Origin of the sequence: Streptomyces sp. NPDC015125, from assembly GCF_043080045.1 — a bacterium.
Lineage (GTDB): Bacteria > Actinomycetota > Actinomycetes > Streptomycetales > Streptomycetaceae > Streptomyces.
Map to the genome: position 1 here is coordinate 70,387 of NZ_JBIBVF010000021.1, position 23,350 is coordinate 93,736.

Genomic DNA, 23,350 nt, shown 5'->3' on the forward strand with positions numbered 1-23,350 from the left:
TCCGACAGCAGCCTTCCGCCCCCTTCCCCGGCGCCCCGCGACCCACCAGGCCACGCGGCACGTGGCCACGAGAGGAGAGTCGCCGTGCCACCCACCGATTCCGGCCTCGGTTCCAGCTCCGATGACACCCTCGACCTGCAGCTCCCGCCCGAATTCGGCGCGCTGTCCGCCGAGGGGCACGGGCAGGCCGAGGGGCACGGGCAGCAGCTGTCCCCGGACGTCCCGGGCGCCGGCCCGCTTCTCGACAACCTGGCGGGCTGGGGAGCGGCCGGCACCCCCGCCGGGCCGTTCGAGCTCGTCCCCGTCCGGCCGGCCCGCGATCTCGACCGGATCGCCGGCTGGATGAACGATCCGGCCGTGGCGGCCTTCTGGGAACTGGCGGGCCCGCCGGAGACCACCGCGGCCCATCTGCGCGGCCAGCTCGACGGTGACGGCCGCAGTGTGCCCTGCCTGGGGGTGCTGGCCGGTGTCCCGATGAGCTACTGGGAGATCTACCGCGCGGATCTGGACCCCCTCGCCCGCTGCTATCCGGCCCGCCCCCAGGACACCGGTGTCCATCTGCTGATCGGCGGCGCCGGCGACCGGGGACGCGGGCTGGGCGGCATGCTGCTGCGTGCCGCCGCCGATCTCGTACTCGACCACCGGCCGCAGTGCGCACGGGTCCTCGCCGAGCCCGATCTGCGCAACACCGCCTCCGTCGCGGCCTTCCTGAGCGCGGGATTCCGCTACGGCGACGAGATCGAACTGCCCGGCAAACGCGCGGCGTTGATGGTCCGCGACCGCGCCCACCGCCACCTGTTCTGACTCCGGGGCCGTCCGCCGACGGCCCCGCTCCGGTCCGTCGTCCACCCCCGCTGCCCCGGTTGTCCCCCGTACGTGCCGGGGCGGCCCCGCTTCGAGGAGCCCGCCTTGTCGCCCGAGCCCCAGCCTTCGCACAGCGCCTGGCAGCACGCCGCGCGCCGACTGTTCGCCAAGACCCTGGCGGAGTTCGCGTACGAGGAAGTCCTCACCCCCGAAGCCGACGGCACCGCACCCGACGGCACCCCGCAATACCGCCTGCCGGTCACCGACGGCCTGGTCTACCGCTTCCGCGCCCGCCGCGGCGCCTACGGACACTGGCGCGTCGACCCCGATTCGATCACCCCCGACGCCGATCCCTTCCGCTTCCTCACCCACGCCCACGACACCGTGCTGGGCCTGTCCGGCGACACCACCGGCCATCTCATCCGCGAGCTGACCGCCACCCTCGCCGCCGACACCCGGCTCGACGCCACCGCCGTCAGCGCCGCCGACCTCGCCGACCTGGACTACGCCACCCTCGAAGGCCACCAGACCGGCCACCCCTGGCTCGTCGCGAACAAGGGCCGGCTCGGCTTCTCCGCGCACGACGCGGCGACCTGGGCCCCCGAAGCCCGCACACCCCAGCGCCTGCCCTGGCTCGCCGCGCACCACAGCATCGCCCACTACCGCGGTATCCCCACCCTGGCCACCCCCGACCGTCTCTACGGCGAGGAGCTCGACCCCGCCACCCGTCACGCCTTCGCCCGCACCATCGCCGACGAGGGCCACGACCCCGCCGACTACCTCTACCTCCCCGTCCACCCCTGGCAGTGGGACGAGACCATCGCCCCGCTCTTCGCCCCGCAACTCGCCGACAGATCCATCATCGCGCTGCCCACTGACAACGACCTCCGCCTGCCGCAGCAGTCGATCCGTACCTTCCTCAACCTCAGCCGCCCACGGGCCCGTACGGTCAAACTGCCGCTGTCCATCCTCAACACCCTCGTCTGGCGCGGGCTGCCCACCGAGCGCACCCTCGCCGCGCCCGCCGTCACCCGCTGGGTCCACGGCCTGCGCGACGCCGACCCCTATCTCCGCGACGAGACCCGGGTGATCCTGCTCGGCGAGACCGCCTCGGTCACCGTCGAGCACCCCCTCTACGACCGGCTCCCCGGCGTCCCGTACCAGTTCAAGGAGCTGCTCGGCTGCATCTGGCGCGAGCCGGTCAGCGGTCATCTGGACCCCGGCGAACGCGCCCGCACCCTGGCCGCTCTGCTGCAGACCGATCCCCGGGGGCGTGCCCTGACCGCGGAGCTGGTGCGCCGCTCGGGGCTGGCCCCGCGCGACTGGCTGGCACGGCTGTTCGCGGCCCTGCTGCCGCCGCTGCTGCACTTCCTCTACCGCTACGGCACGGTCTTCTCCCCGCACGGCGAGAACGCCATCGTCGTCTTCGACGAGCACGACGTCCCCACCCGCCTCGCGGTCAAGGACTTCGTCGACGACGTCAACACCAGCTCCCGGCCGCTCCCGGAGCACGACTCCATGCCGGACGACGTACGGGCGGTGCTGCTGACCGAACCGCCCTCCTTCCTCACCCAGTTCATCCACTCCGGTCTGTTCGTCGGCGTGTTCCGCTACCTCGCGCCGCTGTGTGCGGACCAACTGGACGTCCCCGAGGCCGCGTTCTGGTCACTCGTACGGGCAGAGATCCTGCGCCACCACGAGCGCTTCCCGGCCCTCAAGGAGCGGTACGAGACCTTCGACCTGCTCACCCCGCGCATCGAGCGGCTGTGCCTGAACCGCAACCGTCTGCATGTGGACGGCTACCGGGACCGCCGTGACCGCCCGCACGCGGCCGTGCACGGCACCGTCCCCAATCCGCTCCACCACCCGTGACCGGGCCGGCTGTCAGTGGTCCCGCGTAGGCTTGCCACGCTATGACGAAGCCCTCTCTCCCCGATCTGCTCCACGCCGCCGTCACTGCCGTCGGCGGCACCGAGCGCCCCGGCCAGGTGGCGATGGCCGAGGCCGTTGCCGAGGCCGTGGACGAACAGGCCCATCTGCTGGTGCAGGCCGGCACCGGCACCGGAAAGTCCCTCGGCTATCTGGTGCCGGCGCTCGCGCACGGCGAGAGAGTGGTGGTCGCCACGGCCACCCTGGCGCTGCAGCGCCAGCTCGTCGAGCGCGATCTGCCGCGTACGGTCGAGGCGCTGCATCCGCTGCTGCGCCGTCGCCCCGAGTTCGCCATGCTCAAGGGCCGCTCCAATTACCTGTGCCTGCACCGCCTCCATGAGGGCGTACCCCAGGAAGAGGAGGACGGGCTCTTCGACGTCTTCGAGCAGGCGACGCCGACCAGCAAGCTCGGCAAGGACCTGCTGCGGCTGCGCGACTGGGCGGACGAGACCGAGACCGGCGACCGTGACGCGCTGACCCCCGGAGTCTCCGACCGGGCCTGGGGCCAGGTCTCGGTCTCCTCCCGGGAGTGCCTGGGCGCCTCGAAGTGCGCCTACGGGGCGGAGTGCTTCGCCGAGGCCGCCCGGGAGCGCGCCAAGCTCGCCGATGTCGTCGTCACCAACCACGCGCTGCTCGCCATCGACGCGATCGAGGGCGCGCCGGTCCTTCCGCAGCACGAGGTCCTGATCATCGACGAGGCCCATGAGCTGGTTTCCCGGGTCACCGGCGTCGCCACCGGCGAGCTCACCCCCGGCCAGGTCAACCGTGCCGTCCGCCGGGCCGCCAAGCTCGTCAACGAAAAGGCCGCCGACCAGCTCCAGACCGCCTCGGAGACCTTTGAGCGCCTCATGGAGCTGGCCCTGCCCGGCCGCCTCGAAGAGATCCCCGAGGATCTCGGCTACTGCCTGATGGCACTGCGGGACGCGGCCCGTACGGTCATCTCGGCGCTCGGCTCGACCCGTGACAAGTCGGTCCAGGACGAGGACGCCGTCCGCAAACAGGCCCTCGCCTCGGTGGAGAACGTCCACGCCGTCGCCGAGCGCATCGCCAACGGCTCCGAGTACGACGTGGTCTGGTACGAACGCCACGACCGCTTCGGCGCGTCCCTCCGGGTGGCCCCGCTGTCCGTCTCGGGGCTGCTGCGCGAGAAGCTCTTCGACGATCGCTCGGTGACCCTCACCTCCGCCACCCTCAAGCTGGGCGGCGACTTCAACGGGGTCGCGGCCTCCCTGGGGCTGGCTCCCGAGGGCACCGAGGGCGAGGACGTCCCGCCCTGGAAGGGCCTGGACGTCGGCTCCCCCTTCGACTATTCCAAGCAGGGCATCCTCTACGTCGCCAAGCACCTCGCTCAGCCGGGCCGCGAGGGCAGCCGCACCGACATGCTCGATGAACTCACCGAGCTGATCGAGGCCGCCGGCGGCCGCACCCTCGGTCTCTTCTCCTCCATGCGCGCGGCCCAGGCCGCCGCCGAGGAGCTGCGCGGCCGGCTGGACGTGCCGATCCTGCTCCAGGGCGAGGAGACACTCGGCGAGCTGATCCGGACCTTTGCCTCCGACGCCCCTACGTGCCTGTTCGGCACGCTGTCCCTGTGGCAGGGCGTCGATGTTCCGGGTGCGAACTGCCAGCTGGTAGTGATGGACCGGGTGCCGTTCCCCCGCCCGGACGACCCGCTGATGAGTGCCCGGCAGAAGGCCGTGGAGGAGGCCGGCGGCAATGGCTTCATGGCGGTCGCCGCCACCCATGCCGCGCTGCTGATGGCCCAGGGCGCCGGCCGCCTGGTCCGTGCCACCGGTGACCGCGGCGTGGTCGCCGTCCTCGACCCCCGGGTGGAGCGGGCCCGGTACGGCTCCTTCCTCCGCACGTCGATGCCCGAGTTCTGGTACACCACCGACCGCAACCAGGTCCGCCGCTCCCTCGCGGCCATCGACGCTGCGGCAAAGGCGGAGCCATCACCTGAAGCGGCAAAGCCGGCAGCGGACACCCCCTAGGTGGATCGTTCCCCGCGGGTGTTTTTCGGATCACCCAGGGCCCGGTGCGTCGGGCTGCTTCAGACGCCACCCTTGGCTCTCCAGCGGCCCGGCCGGTCTGCGACTGCCATGTGAGCAACCCCGACCGGACCTCAGCCACCTCCCCGCGAGCGGCCGAGGCCCGGCGACAAAGGGAGACGGCGAAACAGGGGCGACGAAACAAGGGCGGCAAAACGGGGACGGCAAAACCAAGCCCCGGAACCGGCGCAGTGGTTCCGGGGCTCGGTCGTGAGGGGTAGGTCAGACGCGGCGCAGCACCGCCACCACCTTGCCGAGAATGGTTGCTTCGTCGCCGGGGATCGGCTGGTACGCGGCGTTGTGCGGCAGCAGCCACACATGGCCGTCCTCGCGCTTGAAGCGCTTGACGGTGGCTTCGCCGTCCAGCATGGCGGCCACGATGTCACCGTTCTCGGCGACCGGCTGGCGGCGGACCGTGACCCAGTCGCCGTCGCAGATCGCGGCTTCGATCATGGAGTCGCCGACGACCTTCAGGACGAACAGTTCGCCGTCGCCGACGAGCTGGCGGGGGAGCGGGAAAACATCCTCGACCGACTCCTCCGCGAGGATCGGGCCACCGGCGGCGATCCGGCCGACCAGCGGGACGTAGGAGGCGGCGGGCTTGCCGGCGGTCTCCGTCGCGGCAGCGGTGGTCTGGTCCGACCCGCGGACCTCGTACGCCCGGGGGCGGTGCGGGTCGCGCCGCAGGAAGCCCTTGCGCTCCAGAGCCATGAGCTGGTGGGCGACCGACGAGGTGCTGGACAGCCCGACGGCCTGGCCGATCTCGCGCATGGACGGCGGGTAGCCGCGCCGCTGCACCGAATCCCGGATCACCTCGATCACCCGGCGCTGGCGGTCGGTGAGTCCGGAACTGTCGGCCCGGATCCCTGGGGGCCGGCCGGGCAGTGAGCGAGCCGGCTTCTGCTCTTCGGAGTCCGACGTGGCGTCGTCCATCGGCGGCCGCTGTGCCTGTTGCGGATCGAACCGGCTCTGCGAGTGGCTTTGTGCGGTGATGGTCGCGCTGTCTGCGGTGGTGGTCACGTCGGCCCCTCTCGAAATGTTCTCCCTAGTTAGCCAACGGTAGTTGCTTTCGAAAGGTTGCGCCAAACACACGTTCGAGTGAAATATTCGGCGAATGGCTGCCCGGATCGAGTGGCTGGGTGTATGGCCGAGCGGTGATTCCGGCCCCGGCCGGGCGCTGTCGCCCGGATGTCCCGGCCGTCCGGTGCGTCGGGCCGCCGACGCGTCAAGGGGGTCGGTGGAGGCCGTCGCGACCCGGCCGATTCTGTCATCTTCGCCCCGCCGCGCGGCCGGCCGGGTGGCTTCCCGTACTCTCATGGGCGACCGTCCGGCCCGTCGCCGCTGCGACACGCGGTAGGCAGATGTAAGCGCCCCGACACCACATCTAGTGGTTAGATGCGATCGGTTACCCAGAAGTTGTGGTGCCTGGTCCCTCCGGGGGTCGGGAATCGCCTATGCTGGAGGCTGCTCCGAAGGGCCCGTACGGACCGGCCGGAGGTCTGTTGCCGTACGCCGGGTTCGTTGGCGTACGTACGTCCGTATATCGAGGGTGAGGAGGGTGGAGCCATGCACTGCCCCTTCTGCAGGCACCCGGACAGCCGGGTCGTCGACAGTCGCACCACCGATGACGGGACAGCGATCCGCCGGCGCCGCCAGTGCCCGGATTGCTCCCGCCGTTTCACGACCATCGAGACGGCGTCGCTGATGGTGATCAAGCGGAGCGGGGTCACCGAGCCCTTCAGCCGCAACAAGGTCATCGCGGGAGTGCGCAAGGCGTGCCAGGGGCGCCCGGTCACCGAGGACGCCCTCGCCAAGCTCGGCCAGCGGGTCGAGGAGGCGGTGCGCGCCACCGGCAGCGCCGAGCTCTCCACCCATGACGTCGGGCTCGCCATACTGGGCCCGTTGCAGGAACTCGACCTCGTCGCGTACCTGCGCTTCGCGTCCGTTTACCGGGCCTTCGATTCACTTGAGGACTTCGAGGCGGCCATCGCCGAGCTGCGTGAGCAGCGCGAGCAGGGGCCGCCCGGGCAGGAATGCGGGACCGACGGGGAGGCCGGCGGCCCGGCCCTTCCCGTGCCCGCCACCGCCGCCGACTGAGTTCGGCGCGCATCCAGGATCTCTACCGGGGCGAGAGCAGGGCGTCCCGGTACGGAAAGACATACACCGTGCCACGGAATGAGTGCGCACATATGGGCGTTTGCCCGTATACAGGGAGGCGGCATGACAGAGACGACGAGCGGCCCGGCACGAGGCTCCCGCGCCAAGGGCAGCAAGGCGAGCAAGGGTCTGCGTATCGAGCGCATTCACACCACACCCGGCGTGCATCCGTACGACGAGGTGGAGTGGGCGTCTCGTGACGTCGTCATGACCAACTGGCGCGACGGCTCGGTCAATTTCGAGCAGCGTGGCGTCGAGTTCCCCGACTTCTGGTCGGTGAACGCGGTCAATATCGTCACGAGCAAGTACTTCCGTGGTGCGGTGGGCTCCCCGACCCGTGAGGCGAGCCTCAAGCAGCTCATCGACCGAGTGGTCAAGACGTACCGCAAGAGCGGCGAGGAGAACGGTTACTTCGCCTCGCCGGCGGACGCCGAGATCTTTGAGCACGAGCTGGCGTACGCCCTGCTCCACCAGGTCTTCAGCTTCAACTCGCCGGTGTGGTTCAACGTCGGCACCCAGCAGCCGCAGCAGGTCAGCGCCTGCTTCATCCTTTCCGTCGACGACTCCATGGAGTCGATCCTCGACTGGTACAAGGAAGAGGGGATGATCTTCAAGGGCGGTTCCGGTGCCGGCCTGAACCTCTCCCGCATCCGCTCCTCCAAGGAGCTGCTCTCCTCCGGCGGCAACGCCTCCGGTCCGGTCTCCTTCATGCGCGGCGCCGATGCGTCCGCCGGAACGATCAAGTCGGGCGGCGCCACCCGCCGTGCGGCCAAGATGGTCGTCCTGGACGTGGACCACCCGGACGTCGAGGCCTTCATCGAGACCAAGGTGAAGGAGGAGGAGAAGGTCCGCGCGCTGCGCGACGCGGGCTTCGACATGGACCTGGGCGGCGACGACATCACGTCCGTCCAGTACCAGAACGCCAACAACTCGGTCCGGGTGAACGACGAGTTCATGAAGGCCGTCGAGGCCGGCTCGAAGTTCGGCCTGCGCGGCCGGATGACCGGTGAGGTCATCGAAGAGGTCGACGCCAAGGGGCTCTTCCGCAAGATGGCGGATGCCGCATGGGCGTGTGCCGACCCCGGCATCCAGTACGACGACACCATCAACCACTGGCACACCTCGCCGGAGTCGGGCCGGATCACCGCGTCCAACCCCTGCAGCGAGTACATGCACCTGGACAACTCCTCGTGCAACCTCGCCTCGCTCAACCTGCTGAAGTTCCTGCGCGACGACGACCTGGGCAACCAGTCCTTCGACGCCGAGCGCTTCGCCAAGGTCGTCGAGCTGGTCATCACCGCGATGGACATCTCCATCTGCTTCGCCGACTTCCCCACCCAGAAGATCGGTGAGACCACCCGCGCCTACCGCCAGCTGGGCATCGGCTACGCCAACCTCGGCGCCCTGCTGATGGCCACCGGCCACGCCTACGACTCCGACGGCGGCCGCGCGCTGGCCGGTGCCATCACCTCTCTGATGACGGGCACCTCCTACCGGCGTTCCGCCGAGCTGGCCGCGGTTGTCGGCCCGTACGAGGGCTACGCCCGTAACGCGGACGCCCACAAGCGCGTCATGAAGCAGCACTCGGACGCCAACGGCACCGCGGTGCGGATGGACGACCTGGACAACCCGGTCTGGGCGGCGGCCACCGAGGCCTGGCAGGACGTGCTGCGCCTCGGCGAGAAGAACGGCTTCCGCAACGCGCAGGCCTCCGTGCTGGCCCCGACCGGCACCATCGGCCTGATGATGGACTGCGACACCACGGGCGTCGAGCCGGACCTGGCCCTGGTCAAGTTCAAGAAGCTGGTCGGCGGCGGCTCCATGCAGATCGTGAACAACACGGTCCCCAAGGCGCTCAAGCGGCTCGGCTACCAGCCCGAGCAGGTCGAGGCGATCGTCGCCCACATCGCCGACCACGGCAATGTCGTCGACGCCCCGGCCCTGAAGGCCGAGCACTACGAGGTCTTCGACTGCGCCATGGGTGTGCGTTCGATCTCTGCCATGGGCCATGTGCGCATGATGGCGGCCGCGCAGCCCTTCCTCTCCGGTGCGATCTCCAAGACGGTCAACGTCCCGGAGACGGCCACCGTCGAGGAGATCGAAGAGGTCTACTTCCAGGGCTGGAAGCTCGGCCTGAAGGCACTGGCGATCTACCGCGACAACTGCAAGGTCGGCCAGCCCCTCTCCGCCAAGAAGAAGGAGGAGGAGAAGAAGGCCGAGCCGGTCGCCGAGAAGAAGGTCGTCGAGTACCGCCCGGTGCGCAAGCGCCTCCCCAAGGGCCGTCCCGGCATCACCACCTCCTTCACGGTCGGCGGCGCCGAGGGCTACATGACCGCCAACTCCTACCCGGACGACGGTCTCGGTGAGGTCTTCCTGAAGATGTCCAAGCAGGGCTCGACCCTCGCGGGCATGATGGACGCCTTCTCCATCGCGGTGTCGGTGGGCCTCCAGTACGGCGTGCCGCTGGAGACCTACGTCTCCAAGTTCACCAACATGCGCTTCGAGCCGGCCGGCATGACGGACGACCCGGACGTGCGGATGGCGCAGTCGATCGTCGACTACATCTTCCGCCGCCTGGCGCTGGACTTCCTGCCCTTCGAGACCCGTTCGGCGCTCGGCATCCACTCCGTCGAGGAGCGCCAGCGCCATCTGGAGACCGGCTCGTACGAGCCCTCCGAGGACGAGGTGGACGTCGAGGGCCTGGCGCAGTCCGCGCCGCGCCGGACGGAGCCGGTGACCGAATCCACCCCGGCGGTGAAGGTCGTCGAGGACGCCGCCGCTCCTGCGCCCAAGCAGGCGCACACCAACGCCGAACTCGTCGAGATGCAGCTGGGCATCAATGCCGACGCGCCGCTGTGCTTCTCCTGCGGGACGAAGATGCAGCGGGCGGGCAGCTGCTACCTGTGCGAGGGCTGCGGGTCGACCAGCGGCTGCAGCTGAGCGTGAGCGGGCCCGCGCGGGAGGCATCCTCCCGCGCGGGCCCGCGCCTCGGGCTGAGACAGTCCGTGACAGAAGGGGAGGGGACCGGCCGGCGCCGGTCCCCTCCCCTTTTCGCTCGGGTTCTTGCTGCGGTTCGTGCTACGCCTTCGTGCTCCGGCTTCTTGCTCCGGAGTTGTGCCGCTCCCCGTCAGCGGCCCATCAGTGAGGCAAACCCGTCCGGGTCGGTGTCAAATCCCCGGAGCGCCGTGCGAAGACGCCACTGCCCCGTCTCGTCCCGGGTGAATTCGGCCACCGTCGCCGCGGTGGCACCCGCGACCTCGGTGAAGTCGTTCTCGGCCAGATCGGTGTAGCCCTCGCGGATCCGTACGATCGTGTTCTCTATATCGCCGAATACCTTGCGGCCCTCGCCCTGCTGGATGGCCACCCCCACGACCACCCGGGTGTAGCTGTCGGACAGCCGGTCCAGCTCCAGGGTCATGATCTCGTCGGAGCCGAACCCCTGGCCGGTCCTGCTGTCCCGGTTGAGGGTGATGGTCCCGTCGGGCGACCGGCTGTCGAAGTGCACCAGATAGGCCGGATCGCCGTGCGGCGCATCGGCCGTATAGGTCGCCGCGACGATGTCGAGGTCATTGTCCGGCGTCCCGAAGGGACTGGGGTCCCACTTGAGCGTTACCTCGACCTTCTCGATCCCTTTGTTGAACGTGCTCACCGGACTTCCCTCCCGTCATCTCCCGGGGACGCGGCCCGGCCCATGCGGGCGCGCGGACCCCTCCCGGGACTTCCCGTTGACTGACCATCGTGCCACGCCCGGTGGCCCCCGCGCGGAGTGAACTGCCCCTCCCCACCTGTGCTTTACCCCGGGTTCGGGTGGCTGGAATGCGCCCTGTGGGAGAGGGGAGTGCGGGGTCGGTTCAGTGCGCCCGCTCGTCCCTGAGGCGGTAGATCCGGCGGACCACTGCCGGTGGTGGGGGAGCGCAGCGGAGTGGTGGAGGGGCTCCCGTACGGCGTGCAGCTGATCGGGTGCTCCTCCGGGAAGGCTGCGTCCGGAGGCATCCGGGGTGGTGGAGCCGCGGCTGTGCTGTCCGGACGCCGGTCGGCCCGCGCCCGTAAGGAAGTTCGGTCCGGTCGGAATGTGACGCGCAGTGATCCCGCCCCGCTCTTGGGCCGTACGATGGCGCGGTGCTGGTCAAGTGGATTCGCCTCACCGTTGTGGACCGTCGAGGGTTCGAGCGGGGGCAGCGGAAATGGGCGGGGCTGCTGGGTGAGCCGGGATTTCGAGGGCAGGGCGGTGGGTGGAGCCGGGGGCGGCCGGGCGTCGCGCATCTGGTGGCCTTCTGGGAGAGCCGGGCCTTTTACGACTCCTTCATGGCGCGCTCGCACGACCGGCTGGCGGCCGCCCAGGCCGGCACGTACAAGGACGCCCAAGTGCGGCTGTTCGAGCACGAGTTTGATGTGAAGGTGGGCTTCCGTCCGTCGTTCGGCGACGTGGATGTGCTGCGGCTGGCGCACTGCCAGGTGCGTCAGGACCGCGTGGAGCACTTCATGCTGATGCAGGAGAAGGTCTGGAACCCCGCGATGGCGGGTTCGCCGGGAATGCTGCGGGGGATGCTGGGGCGGGCCCCGGGGGAGGAGTTCTTGGTGCTGTCGATGTGGCAGTCGGCGGCCGAGCGGGGGAAATACCGGCCTGAACGGGTGGAGCGGCTGGCGCTGCGGGCCCAGATAGCCGCGGATGTCCGGGCGATCGCGGGCGATGTGGTGCAGCTCGAACCGTCGTGGACGGTGTGAGGGGCGGTGCGGTCAGGGGGCCGCGCCGGGGGATGCGCCGACCGTGGTGCCGGTGGTGAACGCCCCGGCGAGGGCGGCGGCAAGTGTGACCGCCACGGCCTGGTCGGCGAGGGAGTCGTCCACCGGCTCCCGCGTGATGAACAGGCGGAAGAAGAGCGGAGCGGAGACGGAGCGGACGAGTGCGCCGGCGTCGATGGCGCTGTCCGGGGCGGTGGGGGAGACGGGATCCGGCGGGGCGGTGTCCGACGGAGCGGTGACCGGGGTGGCCGGCACGGTGCCCGGGGCCGCCGGCAATTCGCCGCGTCGGACGGCGCGTTCGACGAGGACCTCGCAGCGCCTGAATCGCTCGGCGTAATAGTCACGCAGCGCCACGGCCGCCCGCTCCGACTGGAAGGCGGCGGCGATCATCGCGGAGCCTGATGCGGCCACTGCCGGGTCGGTGAAGGAAGCGACGACCTCGCGGGCCAGAGCGCGTAGGTCGCCTTCGAGGGACCCGGTGTCGGGTGGGACCCAGCTGTCCTCGCCCGCAAGGTCGAGGGCGTCCGCCACCAGGCCCTCGATGTCCTTCCAGCGCCGGTAGAGCGTCGTTTTGTGCACGCCGGAGTGCTCCGCGACGTATTCGACGGTCAAGCCCGGATAGCCGTGCTCGGTGAGCCCGGCCAGCACGGCGTCGCGGACGGCGGCGCGGGTGCGGGCGGTGCGCCCACCGGGGCGCCGGGTGCCGGGGGTGGGCGGGGAATCTTCGGACCCGCGCCGGTTCTCGGGCGCCATCTCGCCAGGCAATTGCAACTCCTCTTGCGTTAGTCGGATCCAGTGTGTCACCCTCATTGTAATGCTACGAGGGTTGCATTTGCGTGGGGAGGGAGATTGTCCGCTCGGATCTCATTACGCGACACCGCCCGGTCCTGGGGGTGGCTCCTGCTCGCTTTATATCGCCGCGGTCTTGCCGGGGTGGTGGGGTCGGCCGCCCTGCTGTTGCGGTTCGGCCGTGTGCGGCAGGTGCAAAGCAGGAGATTTAGGCTGGCGGCATGGCTCGGCCCCGACGCATCGTCCTCATCCGCCATGGAGAGTCGGCGGGGAATGTCGACGACACCGTGTACGAACGGGAGCCCGATCACGCGCTCGCCCTCACCGAGACCGGGCTGCGGCAGGCGAAGGAGGCCGGTGGCCCGCTGCGCGAGATGTTCGGCGAGGAGCGGATCTCCGGCTATGTCTCGCCCTACCGCCGCACCCACCAGACCTTCCGCGCGCTCGGTCTCGACCCGGCCAAGATCCGGGTGCGCGAGGAGCCCCGGCTGCGCGAGCAGGACTGGGGGAACTGGCAGGACCGCGACGACGTGCGACGGCAGAAGGCCTACCGTGACGCCTACGGCCACTTCTTCTACCGCTTCGCCCAGGGCGAGTCCGGCGCGGATGTCTACGACCGGGTCGGGGCGTTCCTGGAGAGCCTTTGGCGCAGCTTCGAGGACCCGAATCACCCGCCGAACGTCCTCATCGTCACGCACGGTCTCACCATGCGGCTGTTCTGTATGCGGTGGTTCCACTGGACGGTGGCCGATTTCGAGTCGCTGTCCAATCCGGGCAACGCGGAATGGCGCACCCTGTTGCTCGGCCCGGACGGCCGCTACACCCTCGACCGGCAGTTCGCGCGCTGGTGTGTACCCGAGCCTTATGGCGTCACCGGTTAGAGTGCACAGCGATGAACCCCGACCGCCGTGACGCAGACCGCTGTGCGCGAGCTCTGGCGAGCTTGCGCGGCCTTTCCGTGGGTGATGCGCTCGGATCCCAGTTCTTCGTCCCTGCCCATTACCCCTCGCTCAAGCGCCGCACGCTGCCCCCTTCTCCCTGGCAGTGGACCGACGACACCGAGATGGCCTGCTCCGTCCTGACCGTGCTCACCGCCCATGGCCGGGTCGACCAGGACGCACTCGCGCGTTCCTTCGCCGACCACCATGACTTCGACCGTGGTTACGGCCCGGCCGTCAACCGCATGCTGCGGCTGATTCGCGAGGGCGGCGACTGGCGCGAGCTGGCGGCGGGGCTCTTCAACGGCCAGGGTTCGTGGGGTAACGGAGCGGCCATGCGCATCGCCCCCCTCGGCGCCTGGTACGCCGACGACCCCGAGCAGGCCACTCACCAGGCGGAGATCTCCGCCTACACCACCCACCAGCACCGTGAGGCCGTCGTCGGCGCCATGGCCGTCGCCGCCGCTGCCGCCCTGGTGGCCGACCCGAGCCGTGACACCGGTCCCGAACAACTGCTGGACGGCGTGCTGGAGCTGATCCCGCGCAGCGCCGTACAAGCCGGGCTGCGCCGCGCCCGCGACATGCTCGACTACGCCGACTCCGGCACCGTCGCCGCCGTCCTGGGCTGCGGGCGGCGCACCAGCGCCCACGACACCGTGCCGTTCACGCTCTGGGCCGCTGCCCGGCATCTGGGCAACTACGAGCGGGCTTTTTGGACGACCGCTCAGGCGGGCGGCGATGTGGACACCACCTGCGCCATCGTCGGCGGCATCGTCGCCGCCGGCCGCGACGGCAACCCGCCCGAGGCGTGGCTGGAGGGCACCGAGCCGCTCCCGTCATGGACGCCCGTCCTCGCCGACTGATCACATCACTCCGTCTCGCCGCCGGCCTCCTCGCCTTGCTGCGACGTGCACCGCCTGTCCGCCGCGTCTTCCCGACGCCCTTCAACAGGCGGTGCCGGACGGCGACTTCGCCCCAAACGGTCCCGCCCCGGGTGAGGGGACGGCGGCGTTCCGCGGCGGCCGCGCCGCGCCCCGGTCTGCTTGTGCATACCCATCGGTAGCGGAACCGAAGGGTCCTGTTCGCATGCTGCTCACACAGTTGCCCACACCGTTTGCCACCAGGTGGGGATCCGGTGCGGACGGCTGGGCCGAATAGGCGTAACCTTGCTGGCGCCATGCCGTACGAGCCCCCCACCCATTCCGTCGAGCGATCACTGCGCGCCACTACGGGCGCCAAGATCGTTGCAGGTGTCGACGAGGTCGGGCGCGGAGCGTGGGCCGGTCCGGTCAGCGTCTGCGCAGCCATCACCGGCCTGCGCCGGCCGCCCGACGGACTCACCGATTCCAAGCTTCTGACCCCCAAGCGCCGCACCGAACTGTGTGAGGTGCTCGGCACGTGGGTCACGTCGTACGCCCTGGGGCACTCCTCGCCGGAGGAGATCGACGAACTGGGCATGACCGCAGCCCTGCGGCTCGCGGCCGTACGCGCCCTGGAGGCGCTGCCGGTCCGGCCGGACGCGATCATTCTCGACGGCAAGCACGACTACCTGGGCGCGCCATGGCGGGTCCGCACGGTCATCAAGGGCGACCAGTCCTGTATCGCGGTCGCCGCCGCGTCCGTGATCGCCAAGGTGCGACGCGACGCGATGATGGCCGAACTGGGCCTGGTCTACGCCGACTTCGACTTCGCGGCCAACGCAGGCTATCCCTCGCCGACCCATCGCATTGCCCTGGAGGAGTACGGTCCTACGCCGCACCACCGAGTGTCGTGGTCCTACATGGATGCCCTGCCCCGCTGGCGGCATCTGAAGAAGGTGCGCATCACCCCCGAAGCAGCCGCTCTGGAAGCCGGTGGCCAACTCGGCTTCGATTTCTGAGCGGTACGGACATCAATTCGGTACCCGATGACGTGTTCCGCACTTACGTTTGATAGACATCCCTTTATGCCTCTCATCCCCGAGGAGCCTCAGATTCACGAGAGTGTCCCGGGTCCCCGCGCAACTCCGGCCGCCGGCCGCACCGCGCCGACCCCCCGTCCCGTTCCTGGTCCCGGTCCCCGCCCCGCGCCACCGCGTGGCGCTCCCGCGTCCAGTGTCCGTCCGGGCAAGCCCGGACCTGCTGCCCCGCCGCGTGGGCCTGTCGCCGCTCCGCCGGCGCAGCGCACCAGCTCCCCGCAGCCGCCCGCCGGCAAGACCGGCACCGCCGCGGGAGCACAGCTCCAGCTGATCCCGGCACCTGCCGCCGGCGCTGTCGACGCCGCCGACGAGGCTGTCGACCTGCTGCTGGACTCCGGCCGTGCGCCGGGCGACATCCTGGTGCTGACCACCGGCGAAACGCATCCGTGGGCCGCACATGAACTGTCCTTCGGCGAAGCGTCCTACTGGGCCCAACACGACGCCGCGGACGATGTGTTCTACGCGGACGCCGGAGCCGGGCGTGCCACCGGCCGGCCCGTCGTGGTCGTCGCCGTCAACGGCGGTACGGACGAGGTCACCGCGCAGGCGCTGCCCGCGGCGATGGCCCGTGCCGGAGCGCTGCTGATCGTCTGCGGCGACCCGCAGCAGATCAATACCGTTCTCGGCGCCCCCGCCTGACCGCTGCCGGTTCGCAACAGCCCGTCGGCCCCCGAGGCCGTCGGGCTCGCTTGCGTTCCCGTCCGAACGAGGTCCGGACGCCCCGCGCTTCGGCGGGGGAGGGGCGCGGCTGTACGGGGCGAGGCGGTCCGTCTCCTGCTGGGGACCGGCACGCCGAGCGGATGAGCCGTCTGCGGTGTGGGCCGGAGCGCCCGGTGGGGAGCCCTGTTTCCGCCGGCTCACGGAAGCCGGACGTAGGCCCACTCGGTCCGCTCAGCGTGCTGCCGTGTGCCGATGGGCTTCCGGGGCGCCGCCTCCCGTGCGCCGCGGGACCGGTCGGCCGCGGGCGACGGGAAGATTCGCGGCCGTGTGCGGCGCCTCCGCAGGTGCCGTCGTGCGACGTTTCTCCGGGGGCCCTGCCCCTGTACGGCGTGACTCCGTGACCGGCTTGTTCACGGACGACGACCTGGGGCGGCGCCCGCCCCGGCCCTCTCCCAGCACCTGCCAGCGGTCCGGGGTCAGTGTGATGTACGCCCCGCAGCGGAGCCCGTGCAGGGTGCAGGCATCGCGCAGCCCCCACATCCACGCCCCGTCCGTCTCCGTCCAAAGGGGCTCGCCCGCACGGCAGTAGAGCAGCACGGCGGTCCGGACCGGGGCACGCAGCCGCAGGTCGTGCGGGATGACCCGGCGCAGATGCGCCAGCAGTACATTGCGGAACTCCCAGCCGTCGGGAGCGGCCGTGAGCTCGGTGAAGGAGGCGCTGGCCGTCACCCGCTCATGGGTGTCGAGCACCGCGACGATGGCCGTCGACGGCACCGGTCGATGACGGTCGTGCAGGCCGGTGACGATCTCACGGGGATTGCGCAGCAACGGGATACCGGCCGAGGCCCATTCGGCGGGCTCCAGCATCCGGCCCAGTCGGGCGGCGGAATCGGCGGACGGAGGCGGGGACACCTGCGGGGGCGGGGCGAAGCCGAAAGACACGTTCCTCCCATCGTCTACGCGTTCGCATGTCGGGCGGTGGCCGTGCGCGGGTACGCACCACGGCATGGCCCTGCCTGACCACGGACGGCCGGTACGGGGAAGCAACTCCAATTCTTGCTGCCGCACAGGCATGCGGCAACGAGCAATTCCTGCCCACGACCGGAATCGCCCGGGGAGGGGTAAATGTCCCTTCCCGGCGCCGTGTCGGGGCAATGCCGTCCGCTCCTAGCCCTGGACGGCCAGGACCAGTGGGAACACCTCCGCTGCCCCTGCCCGGCGCAACAGCCGGGCGGCCACGGCCAGTGTCCAGCCGGTATCGGCGTAGTCGTCCACCAACAGCACGGGGCCGGCCGCCGATGCCAGTGCCTGCGCCAGCTCCGGAGGAACGCCCAGCGAACCGTGCAGCCCCCGCAGCCGCTGGGCACTGTTGCTGCGCGGAATCCTGCCGTCGACGCCGTCGTCCATCGAGGTCACCGTGCCCAGGAACGGCATACGGCCTACCGTGGCGATCCGCTCGGCCAGGGACCGGATCAGCTGCGGGCGGCTGCGCGAGGAGAGCGCGACGACGCCCACCGGGCGGCCCGGTGCATCCGCTGCACCCGAGGCCCAACCACCGGGTCCCTTGGCCCAGTCGGCGAGCACGGTGACCACCGCGGCCGCCACATCGTCGGGGACCGGGCTGTCCGGCGCCTGTGCTGCGAGCATCGGCCGGAGGCGGTTGCCCCACCCGATGTCGGAGAGCCGGCCCAGGGCCCGGCCGGTCGCCGCCAGCTCACCTGCCGGGATACGCCCCTTGAGATCGACGCCGACGGCCGGCAGCCCGGTCGGCCACATCCGCCGCGGCTCCACTTCCACCCCGGGCCGCCCCAGCTCACCGCGCGCCGCATCCAGCGATACGGCGGACACCTCGGCGGTGAACCGTGCCCCCGCGCAGTTGTCGCAGCGGCCGCACGCCACGGCCGCCTCGTCGTCCAACTGCCGCCGTAGGAACTCCATCCGGCAGCCCGTCGTGGTGGCGTACTCCCGCATGGCCTGTTGTTCGGCCTCGCGCTGGCGAGACACCCACGCATAGCGCTCGGCGTCGTACGACCACGGTCGGCCGGTGGATGTCCACCCGCCCTTGACGCGCTGCACGGCGCCGTCCACATCGAGCACCTTGAGCATGATCTCCAGGCGTGAGCGGCGCAGCTCGACCTGTGGTTCCAGAGCCGGCAGCGAAACCGGACGGCCGGCGGCCGCCAGGACGTCCAGGGTCCGCCGCACCTGCTCCTCGGGCGGAAAAGCCAGCGAGGCAAAGTACTTCCAGATGGCCTCGTCCTCCCGCCCCGGCAGCAGCAGCACCTCGGCGTGCTTGACCCCACGCCCTGCCCGGCCCACCTGCTGGTAGTAGGCAATGGGGGACGACGGCGAGCCCATGTGCACCACGAACCCCAGGTCGGGCTTGTCGAAGCCCATGCCCAGCGCCGAGGTCGCCACCAGTGCCTTGACGCGGTTGCCGAGCAGATCGTCCTCGGCCTGCTGGCGGTCGGCATTCTCCGTCTTGCCGGTGTACGAGGAGACCGTGTGCCCCCGATGGCGCAGGAACGCCGTGACCTCCTCGGCGGCGGCAACGGTGAGCGTATAGATGATCCCCGAGCCCGGCAGCTCGTGCAGATGATCGGCAAGCCAGGCGAGCCGGTGCGCGGCGTCCGGCAGCGGGAGGACGCCCAGGCTCAGGCTCTCCCGGTCCAGCGGCCCGCGCAGCACCAGCGCCTCGGTGGAGCCCTCGCCCGTGCCGAGCTGTTCGGCGACATCGGCGGTCACCCGCGCGTTGGCCGTGGCGGTGGTGGCGAGCACGGGCACACCGGGCGGGAGATCGGCGAGCATGGTGCGCAGCCGCCGGTAATCCGGCCGGAAATCATGGCCCCAGTCGGAGATGCAGTGCGCTTCGTCGACCACCAGCAGACCGGTCGCCGCCGCGAGCTTGGGCAGCACCTGATCGCGGAAGTCGGGGTTGTTGAGCCGCTCGGGGCTGACCAGCAGGACATCCACGTCGCCCGCCGCCACCTCGGCCTGGACGGTGTCCCACTCCTCGGTGTTGGCGGAGTTGATCGTGCGGGCACGGATTCCCGCCCGCGCGGCTGCCTCGACCTGATTGCGCATCAGTGCGAGCAGTGGGGAGACGATCACGGTCGGTCCGCTGCCGCGCTCGCGCAGCAGCGCCGTCGCGACGAAATAGACCGCGGACTTGCCCCAGCCCGTGCGCTGTACGACCAGCGCGCGGCGATGGTCGGCGACCAGCGCCTCGATGGCTCGCCACTGATCCTCGCGCAGCCTGGCCTCGCCGCCGGGGTCCCCGACGAGGCGGGTCAGGACGGCGTCGGCTGCGGCACGCAGATCTTCGTTGCTCATGCCCCCATGCAACCCGATGCCACTGACAACGCGCGAACGCCCGCCCGAAGCTGTGGATAACCTCGCCGCCCGAGAGTTATCCACAGGGGTCGCGGCGCAGCGGCCGGCCGCGGGATCTTCGAGCCATGAATCCGCACAGCGAACCGAGCAAGCGCATCGGCGACATCCACTCCACCCCCGCGTCCTCCGACTCCTCCGCCGCGAACCCCCCGAACTCTCCGCGCCCTCCCCGTACGCCGGAGCCACAGGCCCCCGCCGACCCGCCCAGCGCATCCGCAACCTCCGGCCCCACGGTGCCCACCGACCCGGTCGGCCCGCCAGCTCCCGCAGAAGCCACCGGTCCTTCCACTCCCTCCTCCCCCTCCGACCCCATCGCCCCCTCGACCCCGTCCAGCCTCACCGACTCCACGGCCCCGTCCATCCCGTCCCGCCCCTCCCACTCCTCCGCCACTTCCGATGCACCCAAGGCCCCTTCCGCCGATGCCCAGGTCACCCTGCGCGGCCCGGCCGAGCTCGCCGACGCCCTGCCGTATTTGATGGGTTTCTATCCCGATGACAGCATCGTGATGGTCGCGCTGAACGGCGAACGCGGACGCTTCGGCGGCCGGGTCAGGATCGGCATCCCCACCGATACCGCGCAGTGGCCGGACGTCGCCGACCAGCTCGCCGAGTGCCTGATCTCCGCAGGCCAGGAGCGGGACGCCCGTCCCGCGGCGATCATCGTCTACCTCTGCCAGGAGCCGGCGGCGGGGGAGAGCGGCAAGGACGTCAAGGACCGTCTCCGCCCCCTCGCACAGCGGCTGCGCACTGCCTGCGGCACGCTCGACGTACCGGTTCTGGAGGCTCTGTGCCTCTCCAGTGGCCATTTCTGGTCCTACTGCTGCCCCGACTTCCGGTGCTGCCCCGCGGAGGGCACACCCCTGGTCATGCCGGGCACGTCCGTGATGGCCGCGGCCGCCGCCTACGCGGGAATGCAGGTGCGCGGCTCCCTCAAGGAGATGGAGGCGCGGCTCACGGCCCGCACCGGGCCGCGGGCCGTCGAACAGGAGAAGGCGCTGGACGCGGCCGCCGGCGCGCTGGTTCCGCGCATGCTCCGGCGGGACGGCGCAGCGGCCGTCCGCCGGGACACCCTCGACCTGGCCGGCGCCATGATCCACCGGTTCCGCCAGGACACCCCCTCGGGCAGCAACCGGGCCAGGGACGCCTGTGACGACGCGCTGATCACCGATGCCGAGGCCGCCGATCTCATCCTCGGCCTCCAGGACCGGGTCACCCGCGACCGGGCAGCGGAGTGGATGGACGGTTCCGCCGCCGCGCCGGCCCTTCGGCTCTGGCGTGCCCTCGCCCGCCGCTGTGCCGGCGGCTATGTCGAACACGCGGTGGCACCCCTCACCCTCGCCGGCTGGGTCTGCTGGTCGACCGAGGACGGGCCCTCGGCGCGCGTCGCCCTCAGCCGCGCCTTGGCCCTCGACCCCGACTACACCTTCGCCCAGCTGCTGCACCGCGCCATCAACGAAGGCCTCGACCCGGAGCCGCTGCGCCGCTGCCTGCGTGAGCAGCACCGAGAGGCGGTGAGCGCAGCCGCGCCCGCCGCCAAGAAGGCGCCGCAGTCCACGAAGCGCCCCGGGCCGAGCCGGCCCGGACCGGGCACCCGCCCCCGCGGACCGCGCGGCGGTACGGGCCCCGGCACCCGTACGACCGACGGGCGCGGCAGGCGCCGGGCCGGACGGGACGGTGACCGGAGCCGACGGTGACCGTGCCGTCGTGGCCCGGCCGGCGTGACCTGTGCGCCGGCCGGGCCGTTCACCCGAGTGGAGCAGCCAGTACGGAGCCCCGACCTCATCAGGGAGCGCACCAGGTGCCAGGAATCGTCCCCACCACTCGACCGGCCCACCGGTTCCCCGGAGAGCGGTACCCGGCTCCGTCCCGGGCCCCGCAACCCCAACCCGTCCACTCCTCACTCGTCTGTATGGCTCTCCCGGCCCTCGCCGTGTCCCCGGCGTCGGGGCAGCTGACCGGCCGCGGCATGGACGGCTTCTACCGCGACGGCCGACGGGTTCTGTCCCGCTGCGAACTGTGGGTCGCGGGCGACGAGCCGCTTGTCGTCCAAGGGCGGTTGACCGGCGCTGACCGGGCCCGGTTCATCGGGACGATCCGCAGGGCCGGAGAGCGGGGGCCGGACCCGGAGATCCGCCTGGAACGGCTGCGATCCGCCGACGGCACCGAGCAGATCACGTTCCGCAGCAGTGCCACGCGGCCCGTCCGGTTGGCGGTCGAGATCCGGCTGGGTACGGACCTCGCGGAGCTCGGAGCCATCGCCGCCGGCCTCCCGGGCCCCGAACTGCGGGCCACTGTCCACGGTGCCGGGCTCCGCTAGTCCGGGACCGGGGTGCACGCGGTGGCCTGCGCGACGCCCCCGCCCGAGGACGCGCTGGCCTCGGCGGGCCTGCTGCGCTGGGAACTCGAGCTGCCGGCCGGCGGCCACCGCAGTATCGAGCTGCGCACCTCGCTGGAGTACGAGCCGGGCAGACCGGGCGGACCCTTGGACCACCACAGGCGTGCAGCCGACGCCCGCATCCCTGCGCCACGCACGGGGGCGGTCGCCCTGCGAACGCGCAGCGACCGGCCACCGCGCCCCTGGACGGCGGCGCGGCTGGAATGTGACGACCGCCGGGCCGATGCCCTCATGGCGAGCAGCCTCGACGATCTCCACGGCCTGGTGATGCGGGACCCGGCCGCCGTCACGGACAAGTATGTCGCCGGCGGATTCCCGTGGCGTTGCGGCCTTGCACCGGTCGAGGCGCTGTGGACCGCCCGGATGCTGCTGCCCTTGGGCACAAAACTCGCCGCAGGCACGCTGCGCGTGCTCGCCCGTAGCCAACAAGCCGCGCCAGGAGCGGATTTCGGCCGAATTCCCGGCGCCCTGCGGGACGCCGGGCCGCACTCCCCACCGAGCTGCACCGGCATCGAGGCAACCCTTCTGTTCCCCGCCGTTCTCGCGGAGGCCTGCCGCTGGGGCCTGCCCCCACAGGAGACGGAGCGGCTGCTGCCCGCCGCGGAGCGTTGCCTGACGTGGCTGAGGAGGGTCACCGACCCAACGGGTGGGGGCCGCAGCGGCTACGTCCCCGATCCCGGGCCCGGCGGACCGTACCGCTGCGAGACCCAGGCTCATGCCCATCGCGCCGCTCTCCTGGGCGCCGACCTCCTCGATGCCACCCGGTCATCCGACGCGGCGGCCCTGCGGGACTGGGCGGCCGACCTGCGCGCCCGCTTCCGCAGGGACTTCTGGCTGGAGGGCCCGGCCGGCGGCCGCCCCGTCGCCCTGCTCACCGCAGACGGCCGGCCCGTCCCGCACTTCGGCTCCACCACCGCCCATCTCCTCGACACCGGTCTGCTCGGTGGCGGGACTCCGGCGCCCGGCCTGCTGGACGCGGCACAGACCGACCGGCTGGCCGGACTGCTGGCCGGCCCGGCCATGGACTCGGGGTGGGGTCTGCGCGGGCTGAGCGCCAAGGAGAGCGGCTACAACCCCTTCGGTCACCGCAGCGGCGCGGTCCGTGTCCACGAGACGGCGGTCGCCGCCGCCGGCCTGGCCGCAGCCGGCCACGAGCAGGCAGCCGGCGCCCTGATCAAAGGAGTGCTCGACGCCGCGGACAGCTTCGGGTACCGGCTCCCCGAGATGTACGCAGGCGAGCAGCGCACCGCGGGTGGCGCCCCCGTGCCGCATCCGGCGGCCTGTCGCCCCGCTGCCGTGGCGGCGGGCGCCGCGGTCCACATACTCGTCGCGCTTGCGGGGCTGCGCCCGGACGTCCCCGCCGGGACCGTGTCCGTGCGGCCGCTCGGGACCGCCCCGCTCGGCGCGATGCAGCTCACCGGTCTGTGCGTCGCCGAGCAGCCCTTCGGCGTACGGATCAGCAGACTCGGCATGGGGATGGTGGAGACGGCGGCAGAAGGCCTGCAGCTGGGTTCGTGAGGTGCTCCGGGGCCTGTTTATC

General features: G+C 71.2%; 16 protein-coding genes and 1 pseudogene. 12 read left to right on the top strand and 5 right to left on the bottom strand.

Features of this window, described 5'->3' with window-relative positions:
- Window positions 1-84: 84 nt before the first annotated feature.
- The 3 genes from ACF088_RS32075 (at window position 85) to ACF088_RS32085 (ending at window position 4,721) form a co-directional block, all read left to right on the top strand.
- Window positions 85-804, top strand: a complete 720-nt coding sequence (locus ACF088_RS32075; RefSeq protein ID WP_392379388.1) for a GNAT family N-acetyltransferase — start codon at window positions 85-87, stop codon at window positions 802-804.
- A gap of 105 nt (window positions 805-909) precedes the next feature.
- The gene (locus tag ACF088_RS32080) at window positions 910-2,676 is read left to right on the top strand and encodes an IucA/IucC family protein (protein ID WP_392379389.1); all 1,767 of its coding nucleotides are present in this window, start codon (window positions 910-912) and stop codon (window positions 2,674-2,676) included.
- A 41-nt stretch (window positions 2,677-2,717) separates the two neighbouring features.
- The gene (locus ACF088_RS32085; protein WP_392379390.1) at window positions 2,718-4,721 is read left to right on the top strand and encodes an ATP-dependent DNA helicase; all 2,004 of its coding nucleotides are present in this window, start codon (window positions 2,718-2,720) and stop codon (window positions 4,719-4,721) included.
- A 279-nt stretch (window positions 4,722-5,000) separates the two neighbouring features.
- Here ACF088_RS32085 and lexA read toward each other — a convergent pair whose 3' ends face one another.
- The gene (gene lexA / locus ACF088_RS32090) at window positions 5,001-5,798 is read right to left on the bottom strand and encodes a transcriptional repressor LexA (protein ID WP_392379391.1); all 798 of its coding nucleotides are present in this window, start codon (window positions 5,796-5,798) and stop codon (window positions 5,001-5,003) included.
- A gap of 546 nt (window positions 5,799-6,344) precedes the next feature.
- Between lexA and nrdR the strand changes: the two genes are divergently transcribed.
- Together nrdR and ACF088_RS32100 are read left to right on the top strand one after the other, a co-directional pair.
- The gene (gene nrdR / locus ACF088_RS32095) at window positions 6,345-6,875 is read left to right on the top strand and encodes a transcriptional regulator NrdR (RefSeq protein ID WP_355779723.1); all 531 of its coding nucleotides are present in this window, start codon (window positions 6,345-6,347) and stop codon (window positions 6,873-6,875) included.
- 123 nt (window positions 6,876-6,998) lie between these two features.
- Window positions 6,999-9,875: a vitamin B12-dependent ribonucleotide reductase gene (locus ACF088_RS32100; RefSeq protein WP_392379392.1), complete on the top strand. Its 2,877-nt coding sequence runs from the start codon at window positions 6,999-7,001 to the stop codon at window positions 9,873-9,875.
- 187 nt (window positions 9,876-10,062) lie between these two features.
- Here ACF088_RS32100 and ACF088_RS32105 read toward each other — a convergent pair whose 3' ends face one another.
- Window positions 10,063-10,584 carry a TerD family protein gene (locus ACF088_RS32105; RefSeq protein WP_392379393.1) on the bottom strand — a complete coding sequence of 174 codons (522 nt, stop codon included), beginning with the start codon at window positions 10,582-10,584 and terminating at the stop codon, window positions 10,063-10,065.
- A gap of 470 nt (window positions 10,585-11,054) precedes the next feature.
- Between ACF088_RS32105 and ACF088_RS32110 the strand changes: the two genes are divergently transcribed.
- A complete protein-coding gene (locus tag ACF088_RS32110; RefSeq protein WP_362828897.1) occupies window positions 11,055-11,660 on the top strand; it encodes a YdbC family protein in 606 nt (201 codons plus the stop codon).
- Window positions 11,661-11,672: 12 nt separating this feature from the next.
- On the opposite strand, the gene ACF088_RS32115 is transcribed toward ACF088_RS32110, so the two are convergent.
- Window positions 11,673-12,431, bottom strand: coding sequence for a TetR/AcrR family transcriptional regulator (locus ACF088_RS32115; RefSeq protein WP_392379457.1), 759 nt, complete (start codon window positions 12,429-12,431; stop codon window positions 11,673-11,675).
- Between the two features lie 257 nt (window positions 12,432-12,688).
- Here ACF088_RS32115 and ACF088_RS32120 point away from each other — a divergent pair, with 257 nt between their 5' ends.
- The 4 genes from ACF088_RS32120 (at window position 12,689) to ACF088_RS32135 (ending at window position 16,001) form a co-directional block, all read left to right on the top strand.
- Window positions 12,689-13,348, top strand: a complete 660-nt coding sequence (locus tag ACF088_RS32120; RefSeq protein WP_392379394.1) for a histidine phosphatase family protein — start codon at window positions 12,689-12,691, stop codon at window positions 13,346-13,348.
- An 11-nt stretch (window positions 13,349-13,359) separates the two neighbouring features.
- Entirely contained in the window at window positions 13,360-14,268 is a 909-nt protein-coding gene (locus ACF088_RS32125) for an ADP-ribosylglycohydrolase family protein (RefSeq protein ID WP_392379395.1), read from the top strand.
- A 314-nt stretch (window positions 14,269-14,582) separates the two neighbouring features.
- On the top strand, window positions 14,583-15,284 hold the full coding sequence (locus ACF088_RS32130; protein ID WP_392379396.1) for a ribonuclease HII: 702 nt from the start codon (window positions 14,583-14,585) through the stop codon (window positions 15,282-15,284).
- Window positions 15,285-15,350: 66 nt separating this feature from the next.
- The gene (locus tag ACF088_RS32135; protein WP_392379397.1) at window positions 15,351-16,001 is read left to right on the top strand and encodes a hypothetical protein; all 651 of its coding nucleotides are present in this window, start codon (window positions 15,351-15,353) and stop codon (window positions 15,999-16,001) included.
- Window positions 16,002-16,253: 252 nt separating this feature from the next.
- On the opposite strand, the gene ACF088_RS32140 is transcribed toward ACF088_RS32135, so the two are convergent.
- Together ACF088_RS32140 and ACF088_RS32145 are read right to left on the bottom strand one after the other, a co-directional pair.
- Window positions 16,254-16,964: a hypothetical protein gene (locus ACF088_RS32140; RefSeq protein ID WP_392379398.1), complete on the bottom strand. Its 711-nt coding sequence runs from the start codon at window positions 16,962-16,964 to the stop codon at window positions 16,254-16,256.
- Between the two features lie 225 nt (window positions 16,965-17,189).
- Window positions 17,190-19,355 (bottom strand): RecQ family ATP-dependent DNA helicase, encoded by a 2,166-nt coding sequence (locus ACF088_RS32145; RefSeq protein ID WP_392379399.1) that lies wholly within the window; start codon window positions 19,353-19,355, stop codon window positions 17,190-17,192.
- Window positions 19,356-19,480: 125 nt separating this feature from the next.
- On the opposite strand from ACF088_RS32145, the gene ACF088_RS32150 reads away from it, so the two are divergent.
- Both ACF088_RS32150 and ACF088_RS32155 read left to right on the top strand, forming a co-directional pair.
- Window positions 19,481-21,109 carry a DUF4192 family protein gene (locus ACF088_RS32150; RefSeq protein WP_392379400.1) on the top strand — a complete coding sequence of 543 codons (1,629 nt, stop codon included), beginning with the start codon at window positions 19,481-19,483 and terminating at the stop codon, window positions 21,107-21,109.
- 215 nt (window positions 21,110-21,324) lie between these two features.
- Window positions 21,325-23,328, top strand: a pseudogene (locus ACF088_RS32155) (glycogen debranching N-terminal domain-containing protein).
- The last annotated feature ends 22 nt before the right edge of the window (window positions 23,329-23,350 follow it).

Coding starts and splice junctions, on each gene's coding strand:
- ACF088_RS32100 (WP_392379392.1), top strand. CDS start 6,999: ATGACAGAGACGACGAGCGGCCCGGCACGAGGCTCCCGCGCCAAGGGC.
- nrdR (WP_355779723.1), top strand. CDS start 6,345: ATGCACTGCCCCTTCTGCAGGCACCCGGACAGCCGGGTCGTCGACAGT.
- ACF088_RS32145 (WP_392379399.1), bottom strand. CDS start 19,355: ATGAGCAACGAAGATCTGCGTGCCGCAGCCGACGCCGTCCTGACCCGC.
- ACF088_RS32130 (WP_392379396.1), top strand. CDS start 14,583: ATGCCGTACGAGCCCCCCACCCATTCCGTCGAGCGATCACTGCGCGCC.
- ACF088_RS32115 (WP_392379457.1), bottom strand. CDS start 12,431: ATGGCGCCCGAGAACCGGCGCGGGTCCGAAGATTCCCCGCCCACCCCC.
- ACF088_RS32125 (WP_392379395.1), top strand. CDS start 13,360: ATGAACCCCGACCGCCGTGACGCAGACCGCTGTGCGCGAGCTCTGGCG.
- ACF088_RS32150 (WP_392379400.1), top strand. CDS start 19,481: ATGAATCCGCACAGCGAACCGAGCAAGCGCATCGGCGACATCCACTCC.
- ACF088_RS32135 (WP_392379397.1), top strand. CDS start 15,351: ATGCCTCTCATCCCCGAGGAGCCTCAGATTCACGAGAGTGTCCCGGGT.
- ACF088_RS32085 (WP_392379390.1), top strand. CDS start 2,718: ATGACGAAGCCCTCTCTCCCCGATCTGCTCCACGCCGCCGTCACTGCC.
- ACF088_RS32120 (WP_392379394.1), top strand. CDS start 12,689: ATGGCTCGGCCCCGACGCATCGTCCTCATCCGCCATGGAGAGTCGGCG.